Raw genomic sequence first — 24,682 nt, forward strand, 5'->3', positions numbered from 1 at the left:
CAGCCGCGATGGCATTCAATCACTTACCAGCTGCCATGCACGACGCCTTGGGGCCATTGTCCGCCTCGCCAGTGACACACTCGGTGCCGATGGCCAAGAATCACCGCCCCAGTCGACCGCCCGAGAGCGGGGGCTTCCGCCCCTCTCCGGACGTGGTCCTCGACCGGCTCGCCGCAGGGGCGGGCCGGGCCGCGCGCATCACTCATACGGAGCACCTGCCCCCGCGTACGGGAACCCATGCCATCTGGCCCGATCGCATCCGTCCAGAAGTGATCGCCGCCATCCAGCGGGCCGGAATCGATCATCCCTGGGCCCATCAGGCGGCCGCGGCGGAGCACGCTCTGGACGGCGAGTCGGTCGTCATCGCCACCGGCACCGCGTCCGGCAAGTCGCTGGCCTACCTCGCCCCGGTCCTCAGCGCCCTCCTGGACGGCTCCGAGGCTCCCAACGGCCGTGGTGCGACCGCTCTCTACCTCGCCCCCACCAAGGCCCTGGCCGCCGATCAGAGGCGCTCAGTCAAGGCGCTCGCGGCTCCGCTGGGCAACGGGATCCGTCCCGCGGTCTACGACGGCGACACCCCCGTCGAGGAACGCGAATGGGTACGCCAGTACGCCAACTACGTCCTCACCAACCCGGACATGCTGCACCGGGGGATACTCCCGTCCCATCCCCGCTGGTCCTCCTTCCTCCGCGCCCTGCGCTATGTCGTCATCGATGAGTGCCACACCTACCGAGGTGTCTTCGGCTCGCACGTCGCCCAGGTGGTACGCCGGCTACGCCGTCTGTGCGCCCGCTACGGCGCCGATCCCGTGTTCCTGCTGGCCTCCGCCACCGCCGCGGAGCCCTCGGCCTCCGCGGGCCGCCTCACCGGCCTCCGGGTCGTCGAGGTCGCCGATGACGCCTCCCCGCGCGGCGAACTCGTCTTCGCCCTGTGGGAGCCACCCCTGACCGAGCTGCACGGTGAGAAGGGCGCTCCCGTACGCCGCACCGCCACGGCCGAGACCGCGGACCTGCTCACCGACCTGACCGTGCAGGGCGTGCGCTCGGTCGCCTTCGTACGGTCCCGGCGCGGCGCCGAGCTCATCTCCGTCATCGCCAAGGAACGCCTCGCTGAGGTCGACCGCTCCCTTCCCGCCCGCGTCGCCGCCTACCGCGGGGGATACCTCCCCGAGGAACGCCGCGCCCTGGAACGCGCTCTGCACTCCGGACAGCTGCTCGGCCTGGCCGCCACGACCGCCCTCGAACTCGGTATCGACGTCTCCGGCCTGGACGCCGTCATCATCGCGGGCTACCCGGGTACGAGGGCTTCGCTGTGGCAGCAGGCCGGCCGCGCGGGCCGGGCGGGTCAGGGCGCCCTCGCCATCCTGGTGGCCCGCGACGACCCGCTGGACACCTTCCTCGTCCACCACCCGGAGGCGCTGTTCCAGCAGCCCGTGGAGTCGACCGTCCTCGATCCGGACAATCCGTACGTCCTGGCCCCCCATCTGTGCGCCGCCGCCGCGGAGCTGCCCCTCACCGAGGCCGATCTGGCACTCTTCGGCCCCGCCTCCACAGACCTGCTGCCGCAGCTGGAAGCCGCGAAGCTGCTCCGCAAACGGTCCTCGGGCTGGCACTGGACCCGGCGCGAACGGGCCGCGGACCTCACCGACATCCGGGGCGAGGGCGGCCGCCCCGTCCAGATCGTCGAGGAGGGCACCGGACGGCTGCTGGGCACCGTCGACGAGTCCGCCGCCCACACCGCCGTCCACGAGGGCGCCGTCCACCTCCACCAGGGCCGCACCTACCTGGTCCGGAAACTGGACCTCGACGACTCGGCGGCCCTGGTCGAGGAGGCGAACCCGCCGTACTCGACGACCGCGCGCGACACCACCGCCATCGCCGTCCTGGAGACCGACACCGAAATCCCGTGGGGCGACGGGCGCCTCTGCTACGGCTCCGTGGAAGTCACCAACCAGGTCGTCTCCTTCCTGCGCCGCAAACTGATCAGCGGGGAGGTACTGGGCGAGACCAAACTCGACCTCCCGCCCCGCACCCTGCGCACCCGCGCCGTGTGGTGGACGGTCACCCAGGACCAGCTCGACGCCGCCCGGATCAACCCGGAGATCCTGGGCGGCGCGCTGCACGCCGCCGAGCACGCGTCGATCGGGATGCTGCCGCTCTTCGCCACCTGCGACCGCTGGGACATCGGCGGCGTATCCGTACCGCTGCATCCGGACACCCTGCTGCCGACGGTCTTCGTGTACGACGGCCACCCAGGAGGCGCCGGGTTCTCCGAACGGGCCTTCCACACCGCGCACGGCTGGCTGACGGCCACCCGGCAGGCCATCTCGTCCTGCGAGTGCGACGCGGGCTGCCCGTCCTGCATCCAGTCCCCGAAGTGCGGCAACGGCAACGAACCCCTGCATAAGCGCGGCGCCGTGCGCCTGCTCACCGAACTCCTCCGATCCGCGCCTCCGGACCAGCCAGAGCCCCACGCCCCTCCGGACTCCCCGGAGCCACGGCAATCGCCGGACTCGCCGAAGCCGTCGGGGCCATCGGTGGAGTCCCAGGGCTCCCCGGAGCCGCCGCACTCGCCCGACCCACCGGACCGGCCCGAGCCTCCGACGGGACGGTAGCCACAGGTGGCGCCGTCGCCGGCCCTGCCCGGGACCTGACCTCCGGTGCGTAGGGCCCGACGCGCACCCGGGCCGCCACATCCGCGATCTCCCCCCGCACGGCGCACCGCACCACCTCCGCCCCCTGCGCTCCGGCAACCTGCCGGGCGGCCCGGCACGCCTCGGCCGCTCCGTCCAGGGCCCGGTCCGCAGCTGCCAGGGCCGCCAGGTCGGCCGCGCCTCCGGCCCGGTGCCGGGCCACCACCACCTGCCCGAGCGCCAGCACCGCGGCGAACACCGTGCACAGCGTCACCGTGGCCACAGCCGCCCACACCGTGGCCAGCCCCCGGTCCCGCCGCCCGTAACGCCTGTAGCGCCCGCACAGCCCCCGCAGCCGCTCGCCCGGTACCCACCGCCGCCCCACCCGCATCACGGCGTCACCCCCACCATGTCCTCGGCCGACGCCACAGCCTCCGCTCCCAGCGTGACGGCCAGCCGCCCGGGGCCCGGGGTCGGCGCGGTCACCCTGACCCGCCACAGCTCCCCGTCCCGTCGCACCTCGACCCCCGCCCGGTCCGGCGCCGACGAGAGGGCAGCCTCCCGCACCCTCGCCTCCGGCTCCGAGCGGGCCGCCGCCCGCGCACCGGCCCTTGCCGCGTCCACGCAGCGGATCTGAGCCGATGCCGCCATCAGCGCCCACACCAGGGCGAGGGTGAACACCGCCAGCACCGGAATCGCCATGGCGGCCTCCGCCGTCACCGCTCCTCTGTCGCTCCACGGCTCCACCGGACCGGATTGCTCCCCGGATCGCCCCCGAGGCCCCGCCAACACCGCTGCGGCGCTCTCAGAACTTCGCATCAAGGGCGCCCTTCAGCAATGACTGCAACTGCGCCATGACCGGTGCACTGGTGACCACCTTGTAGAGCACCGCGGCGAACGCACAGGCGGCGATGGTCCCCACCGCGTATTCGGACGTCGTCATACCCCTGTCCGTCCGGGTCGCGCGCATCAGACTCCGCACCCAAACCATCAGTTTCTGCCTCATTCCAACCCCCGTGAGATAGCTTTACAGCCGAATTGATCTATTAATGCCATTAGCGTTTTTGGGCGCTTCAGTGATCCAGCAGCCCCGTCGCCAGACCGATCACCACAGGCGCCACCCCCACCACGAGAAATGCGGGAAGGAAGCAGAGCCCGACGGGCGCGGTGATCAGGACGCCGGCCCTCTGGGCACGCGCCACCGCCGCACTCGACCGCTCCGCCCGCATCGCCTCGGCCAGCCTGGAAACCGGCTCCGCCGCCGGAGCTCCGGTCTCGGCCGCCCGGTCCAGACAGCGGGCCAGCGCGGCGGCACCCGGTATCTCCCCGAACCTCCCCCAGGCGACGGCTGGGTCCCCACCGAGCCGGATCTCCGCCGCCGTACGGGCAAGTTGCTCACCGACCGGCCCGCCCAGCGACTCCCCCACCGCCTCTGCCGCCTCTCGCGGACCGGCCCCGACGGAGATGCAGGCCGCCAACAGATCCGCGGCCAGCGGAAGCCGGCGTACGACCTCTGCGGCATTCACCGTCTCCTGGGCATGCGGCGCCTTGACCGCCCGAGCCCGGTGCGCCTGCCGCTGCCACCGCCAGGCGCCGTACCCCCCGGCCAGGCCAACGGCCCAGCCCCACAGGCCTCCCACCAGAACCCAGCCCGCCGGCACGACACCCAGCACCGCCGCCCACTGCACGGCCGAGGCACCCGCCATCCGTCGGCCGATCCACCGCGACAGCCGGCCGACAGCATCGGTCCCGACGCGAGGGTGCACCGACCCCTGCTCATCCACCGCAAGGATCACCGCTCCCCTGCGCCGCACCCGCCGCCCGGTCCGCCGACGGGTCAGGGCAAGCGCCGACTGGGTGCACACCCAGGCCACCGCCCCGACCACCCACACCTGATGGATGACGCCACCGAACCCGGCGCTCACAGCGCTTCCCCCGCCCGGACGATCCGGCCGGACCAGAGCAGACCGGCCGTTTCCAGCAGACCGCCCAGCACCAGGCACACCAGCCCGGCCGTACTGTGCAGCAGCACCTTCAACGGGTCTGCGCCGAGCGCGCCTCCGAGCCCCATGCCCAGCACGGGCAGGACAGCCAGCACCACGACCGTCGACCAGGCCCCGGCCAGTTGGGCCCGCAGCTCCTCCCTGCGACGCCGCTCGGCCCGCAACGAGCCCTCCAGCCGGTCCAATCCGGCCGCGAGTCCGGCCCCGCCGTCCACCGCCACCCGCCAGCACGCGGCGACTCCGGCGAGCCCGTCCAGCCCCGGTTCGCACGCGGCCTGCCTCAGCGCTCCCGGGACGTCGCCCCCGAACTGCGCCGCCGCCGACACCCCCGCCTCGGCCTCACCCATCACACCCGTTCCGCGGACCGCGACGAGTAGCGCCTGCCCCGGCTCACGACCGGCCCTCAGCTCACCCACCACCGCACCGCACAGCGTCACCACCCCGTCGGCCCGGCGCTCCCGGTCCTTGCGCGACTCCCTCCTCCGCAGCCATCGCCGCGCCAACGGCACCGCGACGGCCCCGGCCGCCATTGGCAGCACCGACTCACCGACGATCCCCAGAACCAGAGCCACCGGCAGGCACAGCAGCTCGCGCCGCCCACCCAGCCACATCTGGAGCCGTCTCCGGCCGCTCTCCCAGTGCTCCGCAAGGTGCGATTCGCCGGTCCCAACGCCCAGCAACGCCCTTGTCCGCCGCCTTCCTTGCTCCCGGCCGGCCACCATCAGCCAGGCCGCCGCTCCCGCGCACAGGGCCGCCGCGTGCACCGCCGCCGGCATCCCCACCTCCGGGATCCCCAACTCCGTGCCAGCGGTCACAGCGCACCCCCGATCAACGACCGCAACCGCTCCCAGCCCCGCTCCCGTTCGAACCCGGCAGCGCCCCACCGCAGTGCCGGCACGGTCACCACCAGCCCCGCCGCATCGCGCTCCAGCACGTGGATCTCGGCGATCCGACGCCGCCCGGCCCGGTCCCGTACGAGATGGACCACCACGGACAACGCCGCCGCCAACTGGCTGTGAAGCGCTGTTCGGTCCAGCCCCGCCGCCGTCCCCAACGCCTCCAGCCGGGCCGGGACATGCTCGGCCGCGTTCGCGTGAAGCGTCCCTGAGCCACCCTCATGGCCGGTATTCAGCGCGGCCAGCAACTCCGTTACCTCCGCACCCCGGACCTCCCCGACCACCAGCCGGTCGGGCCGCATGCGCAGGGCCTGTCGCACCAGGTCCCGGAGCGTCACCCGCCCGGCACCCTCCTGGTTGGCAGGACGCGATTCCAGCCGGACGACATGGGGGTGGTCCGGACGCAACTCGGCGGAGTCCTCGGCGAGCACGATCCGCTCCCGCTCACCCACCACACCCAGCAGGCTCGCGAGGAGCGTCGTCTTCCCCGCCCCCGTTCCCCCGCTGATGAGGTAGGAGACCCGGGCCTCCACCAGCGCCCGCAACACCCGTTCGCCGCCAGGGGGAACCGTCCCCGCCGCGACCAACTCACCCAGCGAGAAGGCCTTGGGCCGGACCACCCGCAACGACAGGCAGGTCGATCCGACGGACACCGGCGGCAGCACCGCGTGCATCCGGGTCCCGTCCGGAAGCCGCGCGTCCACCCACGGCCTGGCATCGTCCAGCCGCCGCCCGGCCACGGCGGCGAGCCTCTGCGCGAGCCTGCGCACCGCCGCCGCGTCGGTGAAGGTCACCCCGGTCAGTTCGAGCCCGCGCCCACGGTCCACCCACACCCGGTCGGCCGCGGACACCAGTACATCGGTGACCGCCGGATCCGCGAGGAGCGGCTCCAGGACCCCGGTCCCGACCAGCTCACCCCGCAACTCATCCGCCGCACAGAGCACTTCGGTGTCGCCGAGCAGCCGCCCCTGCGCCCGCAGCGCGGCCGCGACCCCGGCCGGGGTCGGCGCCGCTCCGCTCTGCGCCAGCCGCTGCCGGACGGCATCGAGCAGGGCCTCGGTCATGAGGCACCCCCAGCGGCCGGGCCGACGACGCCCTCACCTGCGAGCGCCCGGTCCCAGAAGGCCGAACAGAACCTGGCAAGCGGTCCGCGGGCGTTCCCGCCGGGCGGCTCCCCCGCGTCCTGTTCCGCCAGCAGCCCGTGCACCATGGGGAGTTCACCGGCAAGGGGCAACCCCATGGCGTGCGCCACCCACTGTTCGTCGAGGCCCGACGCGTACGGCCCGCGCGCCACCACCCGAAGGTCGTCGAGGACCATCCCCGCCATCGACGCCACGCGTTTCGCCGCCGCGACCGCCCGCAGCTCCCCCGGTACCACCACAAGCCCGAGATCCAGTTGGGCAAGGGCCTCGGCCGCCGCCTCGTCGACACGGCGCGGCAGATCGACGACCACCACTCCGCCGAGCCTCCGCGCGGCGGCCAGGACCGCCTGCATCGCCTCCGGCGGGATGACCACCCAGTCGTCGCGGCCCCAGCTGAGCACCCGCAGCCCGTGCAGCGCGGGCAGCGACTCCTCCAGGGCCCCGCCGCCGACCCGCCCCTTGGAATGAGCGAAATCAGGCCACCGCATACCCTCTGCCCGTTCGCCGCCGAGCAGCACGTCGATGCCGCCGCCCAGCGGATCACCGTCGATCAGCAGGGTCCGCCGCCCGCTCCGCGCCGCGGTCACCGCCAGCGCGCAGGCCAGCGTGGACGCACCGGCGCCGCCCCGGCCGCCGATCACCCCGACGGTGAGCGCCGGCCTGCCGACGCCTTCGGTCGCGTTGGCGATCTGATCGACCAGCCAGTTCTCCGAATCGGGCAGCCGCAGCACGTACTCGGCCCCGATCTCCACGGCTCGGCGCCAGACATCGGGCGCGTCCCGGTCGCGGCCGACCAGCATCACGCCCCGCCTGCGAGCCGCTCCCAGGCAGCGCTGCGCCGCGTCGTCACCGACGAGAACCATGGGGGCCCGCTCCCAGCCCCCTCGCCGGTCCGGCAACGTGTGGTGGACCTCGGGCTCCGCGCCGGCGGCAGCGCACAGCCTCAGCAGATCGTCGAGCAGATCCACATCCTCGGTCACGATCAGGGGTCCGCCGCGCCTCGGACCGACTGCCTTCAAACGATCCCGTGCGCTGGATTCAGCCACGCTCCCAGCCCCCTTCTTCACTCACCTTCACCGCGGTGCGCGGTGATCTCGGCATGTTCCGAGAACGGTGATTCCGGAACCCGCGGACTTCGCGGGTGGAATCACGGTGCAGCGCTTCAGGAAATCGTGTGGATCTTGCTCAAAAACTGTGGACAACTCTGCCGTTGTGAATATCTCCGTCGCTCGAACCGGCGACTTCCGAGAGCAGCCCTTCCATCACACAACGTGACGATGCATGCTGATGTGAGTTCAGCGCGACGGCCGGCCACAACGGCCGAGAAGGAGGAGAAATGCGTGATCCCGAGCGGCAGAAATACGTCCGGACATGCGACGACCCCCGCCGGGGGGGAGAGCGGGGGTCGTCCCCACGGCCGACTCGGGGGGGGAGGAGCCGGACCGGGTTAGCACGGTCGCGAACGATCCGTGACTTCCATGGTGTACCCGAGCACCTTCTCAGGCAAACCCACGCGCCGGAGTTTACGCCGAATGGCGGGCCCCTATGCTCTGCCTTGTGGAAAACTGCTTCTTGCCGCGCACAGCAGCCTTCTTTGACCTGGACAAGACGGTCATTGCGAAGTCTTCGACACTGACCTTCAGCAAGTCCTTCTACCAAGGCGGGCTGATCAACCGCCGTGCCGTACTGCGCACTGCATACGCACAGTTCGTGTTCCTTGCCGGGGGCGCGGATCACGATCAGATGGAGCGGATGCGCGAGTATCTGTCAGCCCTCTGCAAAGGCTGGAACGTCCAGCACGTGAAGGAAATTGTCGCCGAGACCCTGCACGATCTGATCGACCCGATCATCTACGACGAAGCGGCGACGCTCATCGAGGAACACCACACCGCGGGACGCGACGTGGTGATCGTCTCGACCTCCGGCGCCGAGGTCGTCGAACCGATCGGTGAGCTGCTCGGCGCCGATCGCGTTGTCGCCACGCGCATGGTCGTCGGTGACGACGGGTGCTTCACGGGCGAGGTCGAGTACTACGCGTACGGGCCGACGAAGGCGGAGGCCATCAAGGCTCTCGCCCTGTCCGAGGGCTACGACCTCGCGCGCTGCTACGCCTACAGCGACTCCGCGACCGATGTGCCGATGCTGGAATCGGTCGGCCATCCGCACGCGGTGAATCCCGACCGCGCCCTGCGCCGCGAGGCGACCCTCCGCGAGTGGCCGATTCTCGTCTTCGACCGCCCCGTCCGCCTCAAGCAGCGGCTGCCCGCTTTCTCACTGCCGCCGCGCCCTGCGCTCCTGGCCGCGGCCGCTGTGGGCGCGGCCGCCCTCACCGCCGGAGTCGTCTGGTACACCGCCCGCCGGCGCACCGCTGCGGCGTCCGCGTAGTACAGCCCGCCCCCGACTGAACCGCACGCCCAATTGAACCAACTCGTCCGTAATTGAACCCAAAAGTAAAGAAGTGCCGCCACCACTACCGCTCGCTCGGCCCCAGGAGTACAAAGGACTCAACGGCCCGCGAGACCAAGGACATCCGTGAGGATGACCTGTAACGCAGACAAGGCCCCACGGACCGCGCATGAAAACCGGGCACCCACGCGACGTCGACCCGTCGATTACGGGCCAGCCGCACCAGGGACGGGCAAAGTACCCGACCTGATGGGCATATATCGAGGACGCTTGGTAACTGGGTGGACATGCCAGCGGCGGTACCTAGGACGGTACCGCCGCAACCCATTTCACCAGGCGCCACCGGGCAACCCCGGCCTGCCGGGCGTCGGAACCGCCGGGCAGCAGAGCCGCCGAGAACCCCCAGGCACCCCGCCACTCACGCAGCCGCCCACGCGACGCGACTGCTGGGGCCCCTTACGCGGCGCCTCGCTGCAGTGCTTCACAGACCGCCGTAGATTCCCTGGCGCCCAGTTCCGCCGCGCGCCCGCAGTGCGTGATCCAGGCCGCCATACCTTCCGGCGTTCCGGACAGATACCCCTCGAAAGCCGCTACGTAGGCCGCCCGCCCCTGCCCGGCATGGCCGACCTCTGCAGGACAGATCGACTTGGGGTCGAGCCCGCTCCCGATCAGTACGATCCGCTCGGCGGTACGCGCGACCAGACCGTTGTACGAACCGAAGGGGCGCAGGGCCAGCAGCTCACCGTGCACGACCGAGGCCATCACCAGCGCAGGTGCTTCACTCCCCGAAAGAATGAGCCCGCTGAGCCCTTCCAGTCGGCCCGCCACCTCATCGGCGCCGGGCAGCGGCGCTTCGATCAGCGGCTCGTCCACGGGCTCGCCCGCCAGCCGGGGCCGCCCGACGGCATCCTCGGGTGCCGCGCCGCCGGCCGCCACCAGATGCAGCCTCGCCAGTACGCGCAACGGCGACTGCCGCCAGATGGAGAGCAGCTGCCCCGCCTCGGCGGTCAACCGCAGAGCCGCCCCGACCACACGCGCTTCGCTGTCCCCGGTGAAGTCGGTACGCCGACGCACCTCTTCCAGGTTCCAGTCGGCGCCGGAGAGCGCGGCCGACCCGCGGGCTCCCCGCAGGGCCGCCTCCGAGGTGACCTCGTTACTGCGGCGCCGCATGACGCGGTGGCCGTAAACGCGGTCGACAGCCTTGCGTACGGAGTCCACCGCATCCGTCACGCCCGGGAGCGTGGCCAGGGTGGCGAGCGGGTCCGAGGAAGTCGTACTCATAAGTAGCGAGGCTACGCGCCCCCTGCACACCTACTGCCCCGGAGTGGCCTTCTTCACGAAGTGTGACAACAGATAGCAATCGAGCCACTACCCTAGGTGAACATGAAGATCGCTTTCGTAGGGAAGGGCGGCAGCGGCAAGACCACGCTGTCCTCGCTCTTCATCCGCCACCTTGCCGCCAATGAGGCCCACGTCGTCGCGGTGGACGCCGACATCAACCAGCACCTCGGGGCCGCGCTCGGCCTCGACGAGGAGGAGGCCGCAGCGCTGCCCGCCATGGGAGCGCAGCTGCCTCTGATCAAGGAGTATCTGCGCGGCAGCAACCCCCGCATCGCTTCCGTCGAGACGATGATCAAGACCACGCCGCCCGGCGAGGGCTCACGGCTGCTCCGCGTGGACGAGGACAACCCGATCTACGACGCGTGCGCCCGCACGGTCGGGCTCGACGACGGGGACATTCGGCTGATGGCCACCGGGCCGTTCACCGAATCGGATCTGGGTGTGGCCTGTTACCACTCCAAGGTCGGCGCGGTCGAGCTCTGCCTCAACCATCTCGTCGACGGCCCGGAGGAGTACGTCGTCGTCGACATGACCGCCGGCTCGGACTCCTTCGCCTCGGGGATGTTCACCCGCTTCGACATGACGTTCCTGGTCGCGGAACCGACACGCAAGGGGGTCTCGGTCTACCGGCAGTACAAGGAGTACGCGCGTGATTTCGGGGTCGCGCTGAAGGTCGTCGGCAACAAGGTGCAGGCCGAGGACGACCTTGAGTTCCTGCGGGCCGAGGTCGGCGACGATCTGCTGGTCACTGTCGGCCATTCCGACTGGGTGCGATCCATGGAGAAGGGCCGCCCCGCCCGGTTCGAACTGCTGGAGGCGGACAACCGGATGGCGCTGCAGGCTCTGCAGAACGCCGCGGAAGACTCGTACGGACAACGCGACTGGGAGCGCTACACGCGACAGATGGTGCACTTCCATCTGAAGAACGCGGAGAGCTGGGGCAACGAGAAGACGGGGGCCGACCTGGCCGCCCAGGTGGACCCCGCATTCGTGCTCGCCGAGCACCACGTCCGGGCCGGGGCGGCCCAGCCCGCCTGACCGGACGGCGCCGCCCTGACCAATACCGGTACGGGCACCCCCAGAAATGGCCTGCCGGTGCCGGACGGGCAGATTCCGGTCCGTCCGGCACCGGCAGGCCTCGCTCATCAGTGCTCGGCGGAGTCCTTCACAGCGGACGCCTTCGGGGCGGAGTCCTTCGCGGCCGGCTCCTTCGCGGCGGACTTGTCCTTGGCCGGGCTCGCGGTCCCGCCGAGGAAGGACGTCCAGCTCTTCGTGGGTGCCTCGCCGACCTTGAGCGTTCCGAGCTTCGCGAGCGTCGCCGGATCCTGCGCGTCCAGCCAGTCCGCCAGCTGCTTGAAGGACACGCAGCGCACGCCTTCCTTGGTGCAGACGGTCTTGATCGTCTCCTCGATGGCGCGCATGTACGTGCCACCGTTCCAGGATTCGAAGTGGTTACCGATGATCAGCGGGGCACGGTTTCCGTCGTACGAGCGGTCGAAGGCCTGGAGCAGCCCGTCCCGCATCTGGTTGCCCCAGTACTCGTGCTGGTCCGGGTCGCCCTGCGTCGTACCGGACTGGTTGAACATGAAGTTGTAGTCCATCGACAGGGTCTCGAACTCACGTCCCGGCACCGGGACGAGCTGCATCGAGAGGTCCCAGATGCCGCTCTTCTTCTTCGGCCAGACCTGGTCGTTGACACCGCTGGAGTCGTAGCGGAAGCCCATCGAGCGGGCGGCCGCCACCATGTTCTTCTGCCCCTCCAGGCAGGGAGTGCGACCGCCGATGAGCTCCTTGTCGTAGTCGAAGGGCAGCGGCTTCATGCCCTTGAGCTCAGGATCGTTCGACTTCCAGCCCTTCACGAAGGACTTCGCCTGGTTGATCTCGCTCTTCCACTCGGCAACGGACCAGGTGCCGACGCCCCCGTCCTTGCCGCAGAAGTGGCCGTTGAAGTGGGTGCCGATCTCGTTGCCGTCCAGCCAGGCACCGCGGACCTGCGTGAGGGTGTCCCGGATTCCCTTGGTGTCGTTGAAGCCGATGTCGGAGCTGCCGGCGTTGTGCTTGGGCGGGTCGTAGAGCTTCCGCTTCGCCTCGGGCAGCAGGTACACGCCGCTGAGGAAGTACGACATGGTCGCGTCGTACTTCTTGCCCACGTCCCGGAAGTGCGAGAAGAGCTGCTGGCTGTCCTCCCCCGCTCCGTCCCACGAGAACACCACGAACTGCGGCGGCTTCTGACCGGGGGCCAGTCGCTGAGCGGCGGGCTGCTTCGGCTGGGCTCCGGTGAAGGAGGTGGAGCCGTCGCCGATGAGGCGGAACACACTCTTGGGAGCCTCGGCCTTCTTCTTCGCCCCGGCCGCACCGTTCGCGGAACCGCCGGCGGCTGCGCCGCCTGCCGCCCCGTTCGCCGTGCCGGGCCCGGACGTGCCCGAACCGTGGGGCGCCCCGGAGCAGCCGGCCACTCCCGCGACCAGCGCAACGGCCATGGCGCCCAGAGCGATCCTCTTCGTGGCGGCCATCATCCGCCCACCCTCTTCCTTCTCTTCCGTGCAGGTTTGATTGCGCTGAAGTGCCGACATGGCGCGGTCAAACTCGCACGCGTCGCACACAAATCCGTGCGACAGGCCGAATGAAAAGCTGCCTATTCACTGGAATGGGTGGTTAGATAGACCATTTGCCCTCAATCATGGACACAGATCTTTACTCTCCATTACGATCTGTTTACCGAGAGTTGAGATATCCCGCCGCTGCACGCCGTGACCCACGGCCGCGTCCCACATTTCCGCGACCGCGCTGCCCCGGAGGAGACGGGAAACATGTCTGCCTGCGTCCCCACTCGTCATGACCATTCATCCCGCAGCTCGCGACCTCCCCGTTCATCGGGGATCAAGCGACCTCACAGCCCGCCACCGCCGCATCGCGGCGGACGATTCCGTATCGCGGGCGCCGACGTGTCCGCATCGATCACTGTCTTCCTTCTCGCCATCCCCATGTCGCTCGGCCTGGCCGTCGCCATGGATGCCCCACTGGAAGCCGGCCTCATCTCCGCCGCAGTCGGCGGAATCGTCGCCGGTCTGCTCGGTGGCACCCCGCTCCAGGTCTCCGGGCCGTCCGCCGGACTGACCGTGGTGACCGCCGAGTTCATCCAGGTCTACGGCTGGCGCACCACCTGCGCGGTCACCATCGGCGCGGGTCTGCTGCAGATCCTGCTGGGTTCGCTGCGTGCCGCCCGCAGTGCGCTCGCCGTCAGCCCGGCCATCGTGCACGGCACGCTCGCCGGTATCGGCGTGGCCATCGCGCTCGCTCAGCTGCACATCGTGCTGGGCGGTTCACCGGAGAGCTCGGCCGTCTCCAACGCGCTCACACTGCCGGCCCGATTGGAACAGGTCGTCCCGGCCGCACCGCTGATCGGCGGTCTGACCGTGGTGATTCTGGTGCTGTGGCCCCGGATGCCGGGGCGGCCCGGCCGCATCATGCGACGGGTTCCGGCGGCGCTGGTGTCCGTGGCCGTCGCCACCGCTGTGGCGGCCTTCGCGGCCCCCTCGATCGCCCGCGTCGATCTGCCGTCCTGGCGTTCGCACGCCCTGCCCGAAATGCCACAGGGGCCTGTACTCGGCCTGGCCACAGCCGTGTTCACCATGATGCTGGTGGCCAGCCTGGAGTCTCTTCTCGCCGCTGTCGCCGTGGACAAGCTGGCCGCGGACCGGAACAGCGAACGGTCGGCCGATCTTCCCGAGCCCGGATCGGGCCCGACGGCCCCGCCCCCTCCGAAGCGCTCCGACCTCGACCGGGAACTACGCGCACAGGGCATCGCCAACACGGTGTCGGGGCTACTGGGCGGCCTGGCGGTCTCCGGCGGCGCGGTGCGCAGTTCGGCGAATGTACGGGCCGGGGCGACCAGTCGCGCCTCCACCGTGCTGCACGGTGTCTGGGTGCTGCTCGCCACCGGACTGCTGGTCACCGCGCTGGAGTGGATCCCGCTGGCCGCCCTCGGCGCGCTCGTGATGGTGGTCGGCATCCAGATGGTGAACTTCGTGCACATCCGTAACGTCCACAAGCACCGCGAATTCCTGGTGTACGGGGCGACGATCAGCGGAGTACTGCTCTTCGGCGTCCTCAAGGGCGTGGCCATCGGGATCGCGGTGGCGGTGGCGGTCGCCCTGCACCGACTGGCGCGGACCAGGATCACCGTGACCGAGCAGGACGGCCGGCATCTGGTCGTCGTACGGGGACAGTTGACGTTCCTCGCGGTGCCGCGGCTCAACCGGACCCTGGGCCAGCTGCCCCAGGACGCGGACGTGCTCGTCGAGCTGGACGGCTTCTTCATCGATCACGCGGCGTACGAGATGATCCAGGACTGGAGCAATGCCCACGCCGCCCACGGCGGCCGGGTCGTCTTCGCCGGCAGGTCCGGTGGCCGGATCGCCGAGCCCCCTTCCGCGGCGCACTCCTGCTGCCGCCCCTGGACACCCTGGCGCAACCACCACTGCCACGACCGGCCCGACTCCGCCGGACTCACCTCGTCCACCGGGCTCACCTCGTCCGCCGGGCCGACCGAACCGACCGGAACGATCACCGCCCCCGCCTCCGCCCCCTCCTCCGTCCCGGGCGCGACGGACAGCCCGGCACCGCTCCACCCGATGCCGCTCCACCCCGGCCCCGCCCTCACCCCGCTCCCGTCGGACGGCGCAGACGGCACAGACATCACCGAAGCCGCCCCCGGCCGGCTGCCCCTCGGAGGCACCCAGCACCCGGGCGCCCAGACCCCAGGCCCCCAACCACCAGCCGCTCTTCCGGCCGACTTCACACCCGATCACGACGCTGCCCCAGCACGCCGGACCGGCGGGCAGCGGCTGGTCAGCGGCCTCAGCTCGTTCCAGCGCAATACCGCACCCCTGGTTCGCGAGGAGCTGGCAAGGCTGGCCAGGGAGGGCCAGCGCCCCTCGCAGCTGTTCATCACCTGCGCGGACTCCCGTCTGGTGACGAGCATGATCACGGCAAGTGGTCCGGGTGACCTGTTCACCGTACGGAACATCGGAAATCTGGTGCCGCCGCCGCATGCCGAGAGAGGTGACGACTCGGTGGGCGCGGCGATCGAGTACGCGGTGGATGTGCTGGGCGTGGAGTCCATCACCATCTGCGGGCACTCCGGCTGCGGCGCGATGAACGCGTTGCTCGGTGCGGGGCCCGAGACCCCGAACACGCCTCTGTGGCGCTGGCTGCGGCACGGCGTGCCCAGCCTGAAGCGGATGGGCTCCAAGCGACACGCCTGGGCCCGGATCTCCGGCCGCCTCCCCGCCGATGAGGTGGAACAGCTCTGCCTCACCAATGTCGTCCAGCAGCTGGACCATCTGCGGGCCCACGGATCGGTGGCCCGACGCCTCGCGGAAGGCACGCTCCAGCTGCACGGCATGTACTTCCACGTGGCTGAGGCCCAGTCGTATCTGCTGACCGAGGGAATCGGCGCGGGTCATGGGCTCGACGAGGTATTCGACCGGGTCGGCCCCTCTGCCCCGTACGATCCCTATGAACCGGCCGAGTTGGCGCGTACCGGCGCCTGAACCGGGTACACCTCGGGTCCGTGAGACCGTGTGGGTCCCGCCTCCGCAGCGCCGTGCACCCTGCACCACCGCACGGCACCCCGGCATTCTGCTCCACCCCGCCGCGGGGGCGGGACCGTGCCTCCATACACGAAACACAGGTCTAAACCAATTCCTGGCAGACACTTGTCACCCGGCCTTTGGCCTGATGAGCTATGCCCCGGGACACAACGGACACCCTGGGAATGGGAGATGTCGTGAGCAACGAAAGCTTGGCCAATCTGCTTCGTGAGGAGCGGCGGTTCGCACCGCCTGCCGATCTGGCCGCGAACGCCAACGTCACAGCCGAGGCGTACGAGCAGGCCGAGGCGGACCGGCTGGGCTTCTGGGCCGAGCAGGCCCGCCGCCTGACTTGGGCCACGGAGCCGACAGAGACGCTCGACTGGAGCAACCCGCCCTTCGCGAAGTGGTTCGCGGACGGCGAGCTCAACGTCGCGTACAACTGCGTGGACCGCCACGTCGAGGCGGGCAACGGCGACCGGGTCGCCATCCACTTCGAGGGCGAGCCCGGCGACAGCCGCGCCATCACCTACGCGGAGCTGAAGGACGAGGTCTCCCGCGCCGCCAACGCGCTGATCGAGCTCGGTGTCGGCAAGGGCGACCGGGTCGCCGTCTACCTGCCGATGATCCCCGAGGCCGCCGTCGCGATGCTGGCCTGCGCCCGCATCGGCGCAGCGCACTCGGTGGTCTTCGGCGGCTTCTCCGCCGACGCCATCGCGACCCGTATCCAGGACGCGGACGCGAAGGTCGTCATCACCTCCGACGGCGGATACCGCCGAGGCAAGCCCTCCGCGCTCAAGCCCGCGGTCGACGAGGCCGTCTCCCGGATCGAGAGCGTCGAGCACGTCCTCGTCGTCCGGCGCACCGGCCAGGACACCGCGTGGACCGAGGGCCGCGACGTGTGGTGGCACGAGATCACCGCACGGCAGTCCGCCGAGCACACCCCCGAGGCGTTCGAGGCCGAGCAGCCGCTGTTCATCCTCTACACCTCGGGCACGACGGGGAAGCCGAAAGGCATCCTGCACACCTCCGGCGGCTACCTCACGCAGGCGGCCTACACGCACCACGCGGTCTTCGACCTCAAGCCGGAGACCGACGTCTACTGGTGCACCGCCGACATCGGCTGGGTGACCGGACACTCGTACATCGTCTACGGGCCGCTGGCCAACGGCGCGACGCAGGTCATGTACGAGGGCACGCCGGACACCCCGCACCAGGGGCGCTTCTGGGAGATCGTCCAGAAGTACGGCGTGAGCATCCTCTACACGGCGCCGACCGCGATCCGGACGTTCATGAAGTGGGGTGACGACATCCCCGCCAAGTTCGACCTGAGCAGTCTCCGGGTCCTGGGTTCGGTCGGTGAGCCGATCAACCCCGAGGCGTGGATGTGGTACCGCAAGCACATCGGTGCCGACACCTGCCCGATCGTGGACACCTGGTGGCAGACCGAGACCGGCGCGATGATGATCTCGCCGCTTCCCGGAGTCACCGCGACCAAGCCGGGCAGCGCCCAGCGCGCGCTGCCGGGCATCTCCGCGACCGTCGTCGACGACGAGGCCCGCGAGGTACCGGACGGCGGGGGCGGCTATCTCGTCCTGACCGAGCCGTGGCCGTCGATGCTCCGCACCATCTGGGGCGACGACCAGCGGTTCCTCGACACCTACTGGTCGCGCTTCGAGGGCAAGTACTTCGCGGGCGACGGTGCCAAGAAGGACGAGGACGGCGACATCTGGCTCCTCGGCCGCGTCGACGACGTCATGCTGGTGTCCGGGCACAACATCTCCACCACCGAGGTCGAATCCGCCCTCGTGTCGCACCCGGCCGTAGCAGAAGCAGCCGTGGTCGGTGCCGCCGACGAGACGACCGGCCAGTCCATCGTCGCGTTCGTGATCCTGCGCGGCACGGCGACCGCCTCCGAGGAGCTCGTGGCGGAGCTGCGTAACCACGTCGGCGCCACCCTCGGCCCGATCGCCAAGCCCAAGCGGGTCCTGCCGGTCGCCGAGCTGCCGAAGACCCGCTCCGGCAAGATCATGCGCCGCCTCCTCCGCGACGTCGCGGAGAACAGGGAGCTCGGAGACGTCACCACCCTGACCGACTCATCGGTCATGGACCTCATCCAGACCCAGCTCCCCTCGTCCCCCTCCGAGGACTGAGACCCGCTTCAAAAGCCCAGCCGAGCTGAGCTCACCGAAGGGCATCCGGCAGTGCGCCGGATGCCCTTCGGGCATTTAGGGTGAAGATCACCGCTCACAGCCCTGCACGCCACGGGTACAGTGGCAGCTGGTCAACAACATGACAGGAACAATCTCCAAAGGGTGTGCCGGGAAGTCTGGTCGGCAAGTGCATCAGCCATGCCGTCGCTGCCGTACCGACCCGGAGGTCCTCTCTCGTGGCCGCGCCCACCCCCACACCCCCCTCCCCCCGCCGCACCTTCCTGGGACGCCAGTCGCTCCCGGAGCGGAACTTCCTCACCGACGCGCTGCGTACCGAGACCGTCGGCGGAGTCATCCTGCTGGTCGCCGCGGTGGCCGCGCTGATCTGGGCGAACACCTTCGGGTCGAGCTACACGACCGTCAGCCACTTCCATTTCGGGCCAGAGGTGCTCGGTCTGCACCTGTCCGTGGCGCACTGGGCGGCCGACGGACTGCTCGCGATCTTCTTCTTCGTCGCGGGGGTGGAACTCAAGCGCGAACTCGTCGCGGGTGAACTGCGCGACCCCAAGGCCGCCGTCCTCCCGGTCGTCGCCGCGCTCTGCGGCATGGCCGTACCGGCGGTCGTCTACACGCTGGTGACGGTGCTCGGCTCCGGCTCCACCAGCGGCTGGGCCGTCCCCACGGCCACCGACATCGCCTTCGCCCTCGCCGTACTGGCGGTCATCGGCACCTCGTTGCCGTCCGCGCTCCGTGCGTTCCTGCTCACGCTCGCCGTCGTGGACGACCTGTTCGCGATTCTGATCATCGCGGTGTTCTTCACCGAGAACATCAACTTCGCCGCCCTCATCGGCGCCTTTGTCGGCCTGGCCGTCTTCTACCTGCTGCTGCGGCTGAACGTCCGCGGCTGGTACGTCTACGTGCCGCTCGCCCTGGTCATCTGGGGGCTGATGTACAACAGCGGGATCCACGCCACCATCGCCGGGGTCGCGATGGGTCTGATGCTGCGCTGCACCAGGCGGGACGGCGAGGAGCGTTCCCCCGGTGAGCGCATCGAGCATCTGATCCGCCCGCTGTCGGCGGGTTTCGCCGTACCGCTGTTCGCGCTCTTCTCGGCCGGGGTCTCGCTCTCGGGCGGTGCGGTGGCCGGCGTGTTCACGCATCCCGAGACGCTGGGTGTCGTGCTCGGGCTCGTCGTCGGCAAGACGATCGGGATCTTCGGCGGTACGTGGCTCGCCACCCGGTTCACCAGGGCGGAGCTCAACAAGGAGCTGGCCTGGGCCGATGTCTTCGCGGTCGCCTCGCTCGCGGGAATCGGCTTCACTGTCTCGCTGCTGATCGGCGAGCTGGCCTTCACCGACGCCGACGTGATCAACGAGATCAAGGCGTCGGTTCTGCTCGGCTCCCTGATCGCCGCCGTAATCTCCGGTGTACTGCTCAAACTCCGGGTACGCAGATACCGGGCGCTCACGGACGCGGAGGAGCTCGATGAGGACGAATCCGGGGTACCGGACGTCTATGAACAGGATGATCCGGAGTACCACCTGCGGATGGCCGCGATCTACGAGAAGAAGGCGGCCGAACACCGCCGCCTTGCCCAACTGGCGGGGGCAGCGAGCAACAAGCCGGACAGTCCGGCATGATCTGACATCGGACGTGTTGAACAGGAGAGGGAGTCAGGCATGAGCGACCCCGGCAATTACGCGGGCAGCGCCGACCGCAGTCTCGGCCAGCTGGTCGCCTCGGCGACGGCCGAGCTGTCGGCGCTGGTACACGACGAGATTGCCCTGGCCAAGGCCGAGGTGCGACAGGACGTCAAGCGTGGCGTCATCGGCAGCGTGGCGTTCATCGTCACGGGTGTGCTGATCCTGTTCGCGATCCCGGTGCTGAGCTTCGCGGCCGCGTACGGAATCCACAACCTGGGGCTGGGTCTCGCCTGGTCGTTCCTGATCGTGGGTGGCGCGTTCATCCTGCTCGGGATCCTGCTCGCGCTCTTCGGCTACGCCAAGTTCAAGAAGGTCAAGCCGCCGGAGAAGTCCATCGCGTCGGCCAAGCAGACCGCCGCCGTCCTCCAGGGCGTCAAGCCGCACCCCCGTCCGGGCATCGCAGCGGACGCGATCCTTCCGGCGGGTGGCAGCACACTTGCGGACAAGGCCATCGAGAACAGTCCGGTCCAGGACAAGGCACCGGCTGTGGCACGCTCATCTACATGACGGTCCCCGATTCCAGCGCATTCGGCCCGGTAGGCCCGGACGACCGGGCGGGCCACACAGGGCCGGACGGCCCCCCGGCAGAACCTTCCGCCACGCCGTCCACACCACCCACGTTGTCCACGCCGTCCACGCCGTCCCCCAAGGCCTCGGCGTCGTTCACCGGCCCGCTGGGTGCGGTGGCCCCGTCCGGCGGACCCGTCCGCCTGGACGGCCCCTGGACGCACCGGGACGTCGCGGCGAACGGCGCACGCTTCCACATCGCCGAAATGGGGGAAGGGCCGCTGGTCCTGCTCCTGCACGGATTCCCGCAGTTCTGGTGGACCTGGCGCCACCAGCTGCCCGCACTCGCGGAGGCGGGGTTCCGGGCGGTGGCGATGGACCTGCGCGGAGTGGGCGGCAGCGACCGTACGCCGCGGGGTTACGATCCGGCCAACCTGGCACTGGACGTGACCGGCGTGATCCGCTCGCTCGGCGAGCCGGACGCGGCACTGGTCGGCCACGACATGGGCGGCTACCTCGCCTGGACGGCGGCGGTGATGCGGCCGAAGCTGGTCCGCCGGCTGGTGGTCTCCTCGATGCCGCATCCGCGCCGGTGGCGCTCCTCGATGCTCTCCGACTTCGCGCAGTCCAGGGCCGGCTCGTACATCTGGGGCTTCCAGCGTCCGTGGGTGCCTGAGCGTCAGCTCGTGGCGGACGAGGCCGCGTTGGTGGGGCGGCTGATCCACGACTGGGCGGGGCCCCGGACCGCGGACTTCCCCGACGACGCGACGGTGGACGTGTACCGGCGCGCCATGTCCATCCCGTCGACGGCGCACTGCTCCATCGAGCCGTACCGCTGGATGGTGCGCTCGCTGGCCCGCCCCGACGGCATCCAGTTCAACCGGCGCATGAAGCGGCCGGTGCGGGTGCCCACGTTGCACCTGCACGGTTCACTCGATCCGGCGGTACGCACCCGGAGTTCCGCGGGGTCAGGCGAGTACGTCGAGGCGCCGTACCGTTGGCGACTTTTCGACGGTCTGGGGCACTTCCCCCATGAGGAGGATCCGGCCGGATTCTCGGCCGAACTCATCAGCTGGCTCAAGGATTCCGAGCCCGACCGCTAGCTCACGGGCACGCCCGTCCGACGAACAGCCACTTGCCTGGCGCATACGCCAATTGGCTGACGGATAGGCGGTTACCGACCATGAGCCACGGGCAGACGTCCGGGTATGGGCTGGACGCACGACTTCAGTGACGCAGCACGCAATCGCCGCTCGACCGCCACGGCGGGTCCGGGCACTCATGAGGGGGGCGGCCGCCAAGGCCGAGTGCACGCTATGCATGTTCTGCATGATCCCCGGCTGGGCATTCCGCGCATCCTCCGCCGCAGGGCCCGCTGGGTCTCGGCGCGGCTGCGCCACCCGCGCGGATGACCTCGCCGCCTCCCCGGACGGCCTCACGACCACAGCGGACGACCTCGCGGCCACGCCGGACGACCTGCCGGTCCCCCACCGGCGGACGCTGAGCGCATCACTCCACGGCGAGGGTCCGACGGGGCTTTCCGTACCCGGCTCCTGGGAGCCGTTCACTCCTTCGGCCCAGATGATCCCTTCGGCCCAGATGATCAATTCCAAGGGGTGCCGGCGGAGGGTGTCGGGTGAGCGGCGGACGCCGCCGCCTCAAGACGGTCAGGCGTTGGGGTCGACTTCGGGGTACGCGAACCGCACGGGCTTGCCCAGCGACCGGGCGTAGGCGATTTCGGCTCGGGTGCTGTCTCCGATGTAGTCGCCGACTACGAGCACCTCATCAGCGAGCCGGATCTTCGCCCGGTGCAGTTCGTCGAGCCGGGCCTTCAGCGCCTCGGCCTCGACGGGATCGGACCGGAGTTCGTGCGGCGACTTCATGTCACAGCCCGGTTTGACGACAATCCTTCCGGCTTTGGTCTCCCGTAGTTCGACCTCGTTCATCTCGGCCATGAAACGGGTGGAGCCGCAGATCACGACGGTACGCGGGAGGCTCAACAGCCTCTTCGCGTCGGCGAGCTTCTCCTCAGGGGTGAGCGGTTGCGGGTATGACACTGGTTCCTCCTGGCGGTGTGGTCCAAGGGGTGCCCGCGGAGAGGCTCGCAAAGGCTTCAAGAGGCAGCTCGACCTCGAACGGCACCGAGGGCGCCCGCCTCAGGTCTACAGGCGCCCGCCTCCGTTTTAGAGGGCGCACGCCTGACTGTCGACCTGCTGGTTGGCGGTTCGCCCCTGCTCGATGTCGTCGCGGATCTCGTCGGCCGTCAGGGCGTAACCGGTGTTCGGGTCGTCGAGCGACTTGGCGAAGACGACTCCGTACACCTTGCCTTCCGGGGTCAGCAGCGGTCCGCCCGAGTTGCCCTGGCGGACCGTCGTGAAGAGCGAGTACACGTCACGGCGGACGGTGCCACGGTGGTAGATGTCCGGGCCATTGGCGTCGATGCGGGCGCGGACGCGCGCGGACCGTACGTCGTACGCGCCGTTCTCCGGGAAGCCCGCGACGATCGCGCTGTTGCCGGTCGAGGCGTCGTGGTCGGTGTCGGTGAACGCGAGCGGCTTCGCGTCCAGGTCCGGGACGTCGAGGACGGCGATGTCGCGCCGCCAGTCGTACAGGACGACCTTCGCGTCGTACAGCCGTCCCTGGCCGCCGATCTGGACGGTCGGCTCGTCGACGCCGCCGACGACGTGGGCGTTGGTCATCACCCGGCGGCCGGAGAAGACGAAACCGGTCCCTTCGAGGACCTTGCCGCAGCTCGGGGCGGTACCGACGACCTTGACGATGGATTTCTTGGCGCGGGCGGCGACCGGGCTGCCCGCGAGCGCCGGGTCGGGGGCCCTGACTTCGGTGATCGGCTCATTGGCGAACGGGCTGAAGACCTGGGGGAAGCCGTTCTGCGCGAGGACCGAGGAGAAGTCCGTGAACCAGGTGGAGGCCTGGGGCGGCATCACCCGGGAGATGCCGAGCAGCACGGAGGAACTGCGCACCTCCTTGCCCAGGGTCGGCAGCGAGGTGCCGGCCAGCGCGGAGCCGATCAGCCACGACACCAGGAGCATCGCCACGACGTTGACCAGTGCGCCGCCCGTCGCGTCGACGGCACGCGCGGGCGACCACGTGATGTACCGGCGGAGCTTGTTCCCCAGATGGGTGGTGAAGGCCTGCCCCACCGAGGCGCACACGATCACGATGACGACCGCGATCACGGCGGCCGTCGACGAGACCTCGGAGCCGTCCGTCAGCTGGTCCCACAGGACCGGCAGCAGATAGACGGCGACGAGACCGCCGCCCAGGAACCCGATCACCGACAGGATGCCGACGACGAACCCCTGGCGGTATCCGATGACCGCGAACCACACGGCGCCGGCCAGCAGCAGGATGTCCAGCACGTTCACCGTCTATAGCCTCACAGATTCGTCACCGGGCCCGTACGTCTCTCCGGGTCCGGGCGGGCGGCCCGGAGCAGTGGAGCACGGGGAGTCAGCCTGTCATGCGCGCCAGTCGAGCGGCACCTGCTTGGCTCTGTCCCAGGGGCGCTCCCAGCCCGCGAAGTGCAGAATCCGGTCGATCACACCGGCCGTGAACCCCCATACGAGTGCGGATTCGACCAGAAACGCCGGGCCTTGGTGACCGCTCGGGTGGACGGCGGTGGCCCGGTTGGCCGGGTCCGTGAGATCTGCCACGGGGACGGTGAAGACCCGCGCGGTCTCCCCCGGGTCGACGACCCCCACCGGGCTGGGCGCACGCCACCAGCCGAGGACCGGCGTCACGACGAAGCTGCTCACCGGAATGTAGAGCCGGGGCAGCACGCCGAACAGCTGCACGCCGTGCGGATCGAGGCCGGTCTCCTCCTGGGCCTCCCGCAGCGCGGCCCTGAGCGGGCCCGTCGTCGTCTGGTCGCCGTCCTCCGGATCCAGGGAGCCACCGGGGAAGGAGGGCTGCCCGGGGTGCGAGCGCAGGCTTCCCGCACGCTCCATCAGGAGCAGCTCGGGCCCTCGCGCACCCTCACCGAACAGGACGAGGACGGCCGACTGCCGTCCCGCCCCGCTCTCGGGCGGCAGGAAACGGCTGAGCTGCCTCGGCTCGATGGTGCGCGCGGCGCGGGCGACGGGGTCCAGCCAGCGGGGCAGGCCCTCGGTGGTGACGGTGATCGAGGCCTCTCCACCGGATCCGGGCACGGGCGCGGACCCCGGCGCGGGCGACGCGGCGGCTGCCTCCGCGTCGGCCGACGCGTCCGTGCTGTGTTCATGCGTCCTCATGGGCACCCCTCGTCTCACAACGCCTGTCGTCACGCATTTCGTTCCGCAGCG

Annotated in this window: 20 protein-coding genes and 1 pseudogene; 9 read left to right on the plus strand and 12 right to left on the minus strand. The window is 70.2% G+C overall.

All coding sequences use genetic code 11. The annotated features are described in order from the left end of the window. The first annotated feature begins 8 nt into the window (after window positions 1-8). A complete protein-coding gene (locus ACFVQ0_RS14360) occupies window positions 9-2,615 on the plus strand; it encodes a DEAD/DEAH box helicase (protein ID WP_390087859.1) in 2,607 nt (868 codons plus the stop codon). Between the two features lie 31 nt (window positions 2,616-2,646). Here the strand turns inward: ACFVQ0_RS14360 and ACFVQ0_RS14365 are convergent. The 7 genes and pseudogenes from ACFVQ0_RS14365 to ssd all read right to left on the minus strand — a co-directional run. Next, a pseudogene (locus tag ACFVQ0_RS14365) lies at window positions 2,647-3,024 on the minus strand (Rv3654c family TadE-like protein); the annotation flags it as partial. Further along, window positions 3,024-3,353, minus strand: a complete 330-nt coding sequence (locus ACFVQ0_RS14370) for a TadE family type IV pilus minor pilin (protein WP_390087861.1) — start codon at window positions 3,351-3,353, stop codon at window positions 3,024-3,026. The gene ACFVQ0_RS14370 and the pseudogene ACFVQ0_RS14365, both read right to left, overlap by 1 nt. A gap of 85 nt (window positions 3,354-3,438) precedes the next feature. Continuing rightward, window positions 3,439-3,639: a DUF4244 domain-containing protein gene (locus ACFVQ0_RS14375; protein ID WP_390087863.1), complete on the minus strand. Its 201-nt coding sequence runs from the start codon at window positions 3,637-3,639 to the stop codon at window positions 3,439-3,441. A 67-nt stretch (window positions 3,640-3,706) separates the two neighbouring features. Then, the gene (locus ACFVQ0_RS14380; RefSeq protein WP_390087865.1) at window positions 3,707-4,558 is read right to left on the minus strand and encodes a type II secretion system F family protein; all 852 of its coding nucleotides are present in this window, start codon (window positions 4,556-4,558) and stop codon (window positions 3,707-3,709) included. Then, window positions 4,555-5,412 carry a type II secretion system F family protein gene (locus tag ACFVQ0_RS14385; protein ID WP_390088828.1) on the minus strand — a complete coding sequence of 286 codons (858 nt, stop codon included), beginning with the start codon at window positions 5,410-5,412 and terminating at the stop codon, window positions 4,555-4,557. Before ACFVQ0_RS14385 ends, ACFVQ0_RS14380 begins: the two co-directional genes overlap by 4 nt. Before the next feature lie 35 nt (window positions 5,413-5,447). Next, complete coding sequence (locus ACFVQ0_RS14390; protein WP_390087867.1) at window positions 5,448-6,596, minus strand: TadA family conjugal transfer-associated ATPase; 1,149 nt, start codon at window positions 6,594-6,596, stop codon at window positions 5,448-5,450. Continuing rightward, complete coding sequence (gene ssd / locus ACFVQ0_RS14395) at window positions 6,593-7,654, minus strand: septum site-determining protein Ssd (protein ID WP_390087869.1); 1,062 nt, start codon at window positions 7,652-7,654, stop codon at window positions 6,593-6,595. Before ssd ends, ACFVQ0_RS14390 begins: the two co-directional genes overlap by 4 nt. A gap of 565 nt (window positions 7,655-8,219) precedes the next feature. Here ssd and ACFVQ0_RS14400 point away from each other — a divergent pair. Continuing rightward, window positions 8,220-9,059, plus strand: a complete 840-nt coding sequence (locus ACFVQ0_RS14400) for an HAD family hydrolase (RefSeq protein ID WP_390087870.1) — start codon at window positions 8,220-8,222, stop codon at window positions 9,057-9,059. Between the two features lie 477 nt (window positions 9,060-9,536). Here ACFVQ0_RS14400 and ACFVQ0_RS14405 read toward each other — a convergent pair whose 3' ends face one another. Next, complete coding sequence (locus tag ACFVQ0_RS14405) at window positions 9,537-10,361, minus strand: oxidoreductase (protein WP_390087871.1); 825 nt, start codon at window positions 10,359-10,361, stop codon at window positions 9,537-9,539. Window positions 10,362-10,463: 102 nt separating this feature from the next. Here ACFVQ0_RS14405 and ACFVQ0_RS14410 point away from each other — a divergent pair, with 102 nt between their 5' ends. Then, window positions 10,464-11,459 (plus strand): ATP-binding protein, encoded by a 996-nt coding sequence (locus ACFVQ0_RS14410; RefSeq protein WP_390087873.1) that lies wholly within the window; start codon window positions 10,464-10,466, stop codon window positions 11,457-11,459. Window positions 11,460-11,566: 107 nt separating this feature from the next. Here the strand turns inward: ACFVQ0_RS14410 and ACFVQ0_RS14415 are convergent, their stop codons facing one another. Further along, a complete protein-coding gene (locus ACFVQ0_RS14415) occupies window positions 11,567-12,937 on the minus strand; it encodes a hypothetical protein (protein WP_390087874.1) in 1,371 nt (456 codons plus the stop codon). A 294-nt stretch (window positions 12,938-13,231) separates the two neighbouring features. On the opposite strand from ACFVQ0_RS14415, the gene ACFVQ0_RS14420 reads away from it, so the two are divergent. From ACFVQ0_RS14420 to ACFVQ0_RS14445, 6 genes are all read left to right on the plus strand, one after another. Further along, window positions 13,232-15,976, plus strand: coding sequence for a SulP family inorganic anion transporter (locus tag ACFVQ0_RS14420; protein ID WP_390087876.1), 2,745 nt, complete (start codon window positions 13,232-13,234; stop codon window positions 15,974-15,976). Window positions 15,977-16,170: 194 nt separating this feature from the next. Next, complete coding sequence (gene acs / locus ACFVQ0_RS14425) at window positions 16,171-18,168, plus strand: acetate--CoA ligase (RefSeq protein ID WP_390087878.1); 1,998 nt, start codon at window positions 16,171-16,173, stop codon at window positions 18,166-18,168. Window positions 18,169-18,404: 236 nt separating this feature from the next. Beyond that, window positions 18,405-19,808 carry a Na+/H+ antiporter NhaA gene (gene nhaA, locus ACFVQ0_RS14430; RefSeq protein WP_390087880.1) on the plus strand — a complete coding sequence of 468 codons (1,404 nt, stop codon included), beginning with the start codon at window positions 18,405-18,407 and terminating at the stop codon, window positions 19,806-19,808. A 39-nt stretch (window positions 19,809-19,847) separates the two neighbouring features. After that, on the plus strand, window positions 19,848-20,378 hold the full coding sequence (locus ACFVQ0_RS14435; RefSeq protein ID WP_389219053.1) for a phage holin family protein: 531 nt from the start codon (window positions 19,848-19,850) through the stop codon (window positions 20,376-20,378). Next, on the plus strand, window positions 20,375-21,481 hold the full coding sequence (locus tag ACFVQ0_RS14440) for an alpha/beta fold hydrolase (RefSeq protein ID WP_390087882.1): 1,107 nt from the start codon (window positions 20,375-20,377) through the stop codon (window positions 21,479-21,481). The genes ACFVQ0_RS14435 and ACFVQ0_RS14440 overlap by 4 nt, the downstream gene beginning before the upstream one ends. A gap of 105 nt (window positions 21,482-21,586) precedes the next feature. Further along, entirely contained in the window at window positions 21,587-21,790 is a 204-nt protein-coding gene (locus ACFVQ0_RS14445) for a hypothetical protein (RefSeq protein WP_073733596.1), read from the plus strand. Between the two features lie 255 nt (window positions 21,791-22,045). On the opposite strand, the gene ACFVQ0_RS14450 is transcribed toward ACFVQ0_RS14445, so the two are convergent. From ACFVQ0_RS14450 to ACFVQ0_RS14460, 3 genes are all read right to left on the minus strand, one after another. Next, complete coding sequence (locus tag ACFVQ0_RS14450) at window positions 22,046-22,435, minus strand: hypothetical protein (protein ID WP_390087884.1); 390 nt, start codon at window positions 22,433-22,435, stop codon at window positions 22,046-22,048. A 126-nt stretch (window positions 22,436-22,561) separates the two neighbouring features. After that, a complete protein-coding gene (locus tag ACFVQ0_RS14455) occupies window positions 22,562-23,767 on the minus strand; it encodes a MarP family serine protease (protein WP_390087886.1) in 1,206 nt (401 codons plus the stop codon). A 93-nt stretch (window positions 23,768-23,860) separates the two neighbouring features. Then, window positions 23,861-24,631, minus strand: coding sequence for an NUDIX hydrolase (locus ACFVQ0_RS14460; protein WP_390087888.1), 771 nt, complete (start codon window positions 24,629-24,631; stop codon window positions 23,861-23,863). Window positions 24,632-24,682: the final 51 nt, after the last annotated feature.

Origin of the sequence: Streptomyces sp. NPDC057900, assembly GCF_042887885.1 — a bacterium.
In the GTDB taxonomy this organism is placed as follows: domain Bacteria; phylum Actinomycetota; class Actinomycetes; order Streptomycetales; family Streptomycetaceae; genus Streptomyces.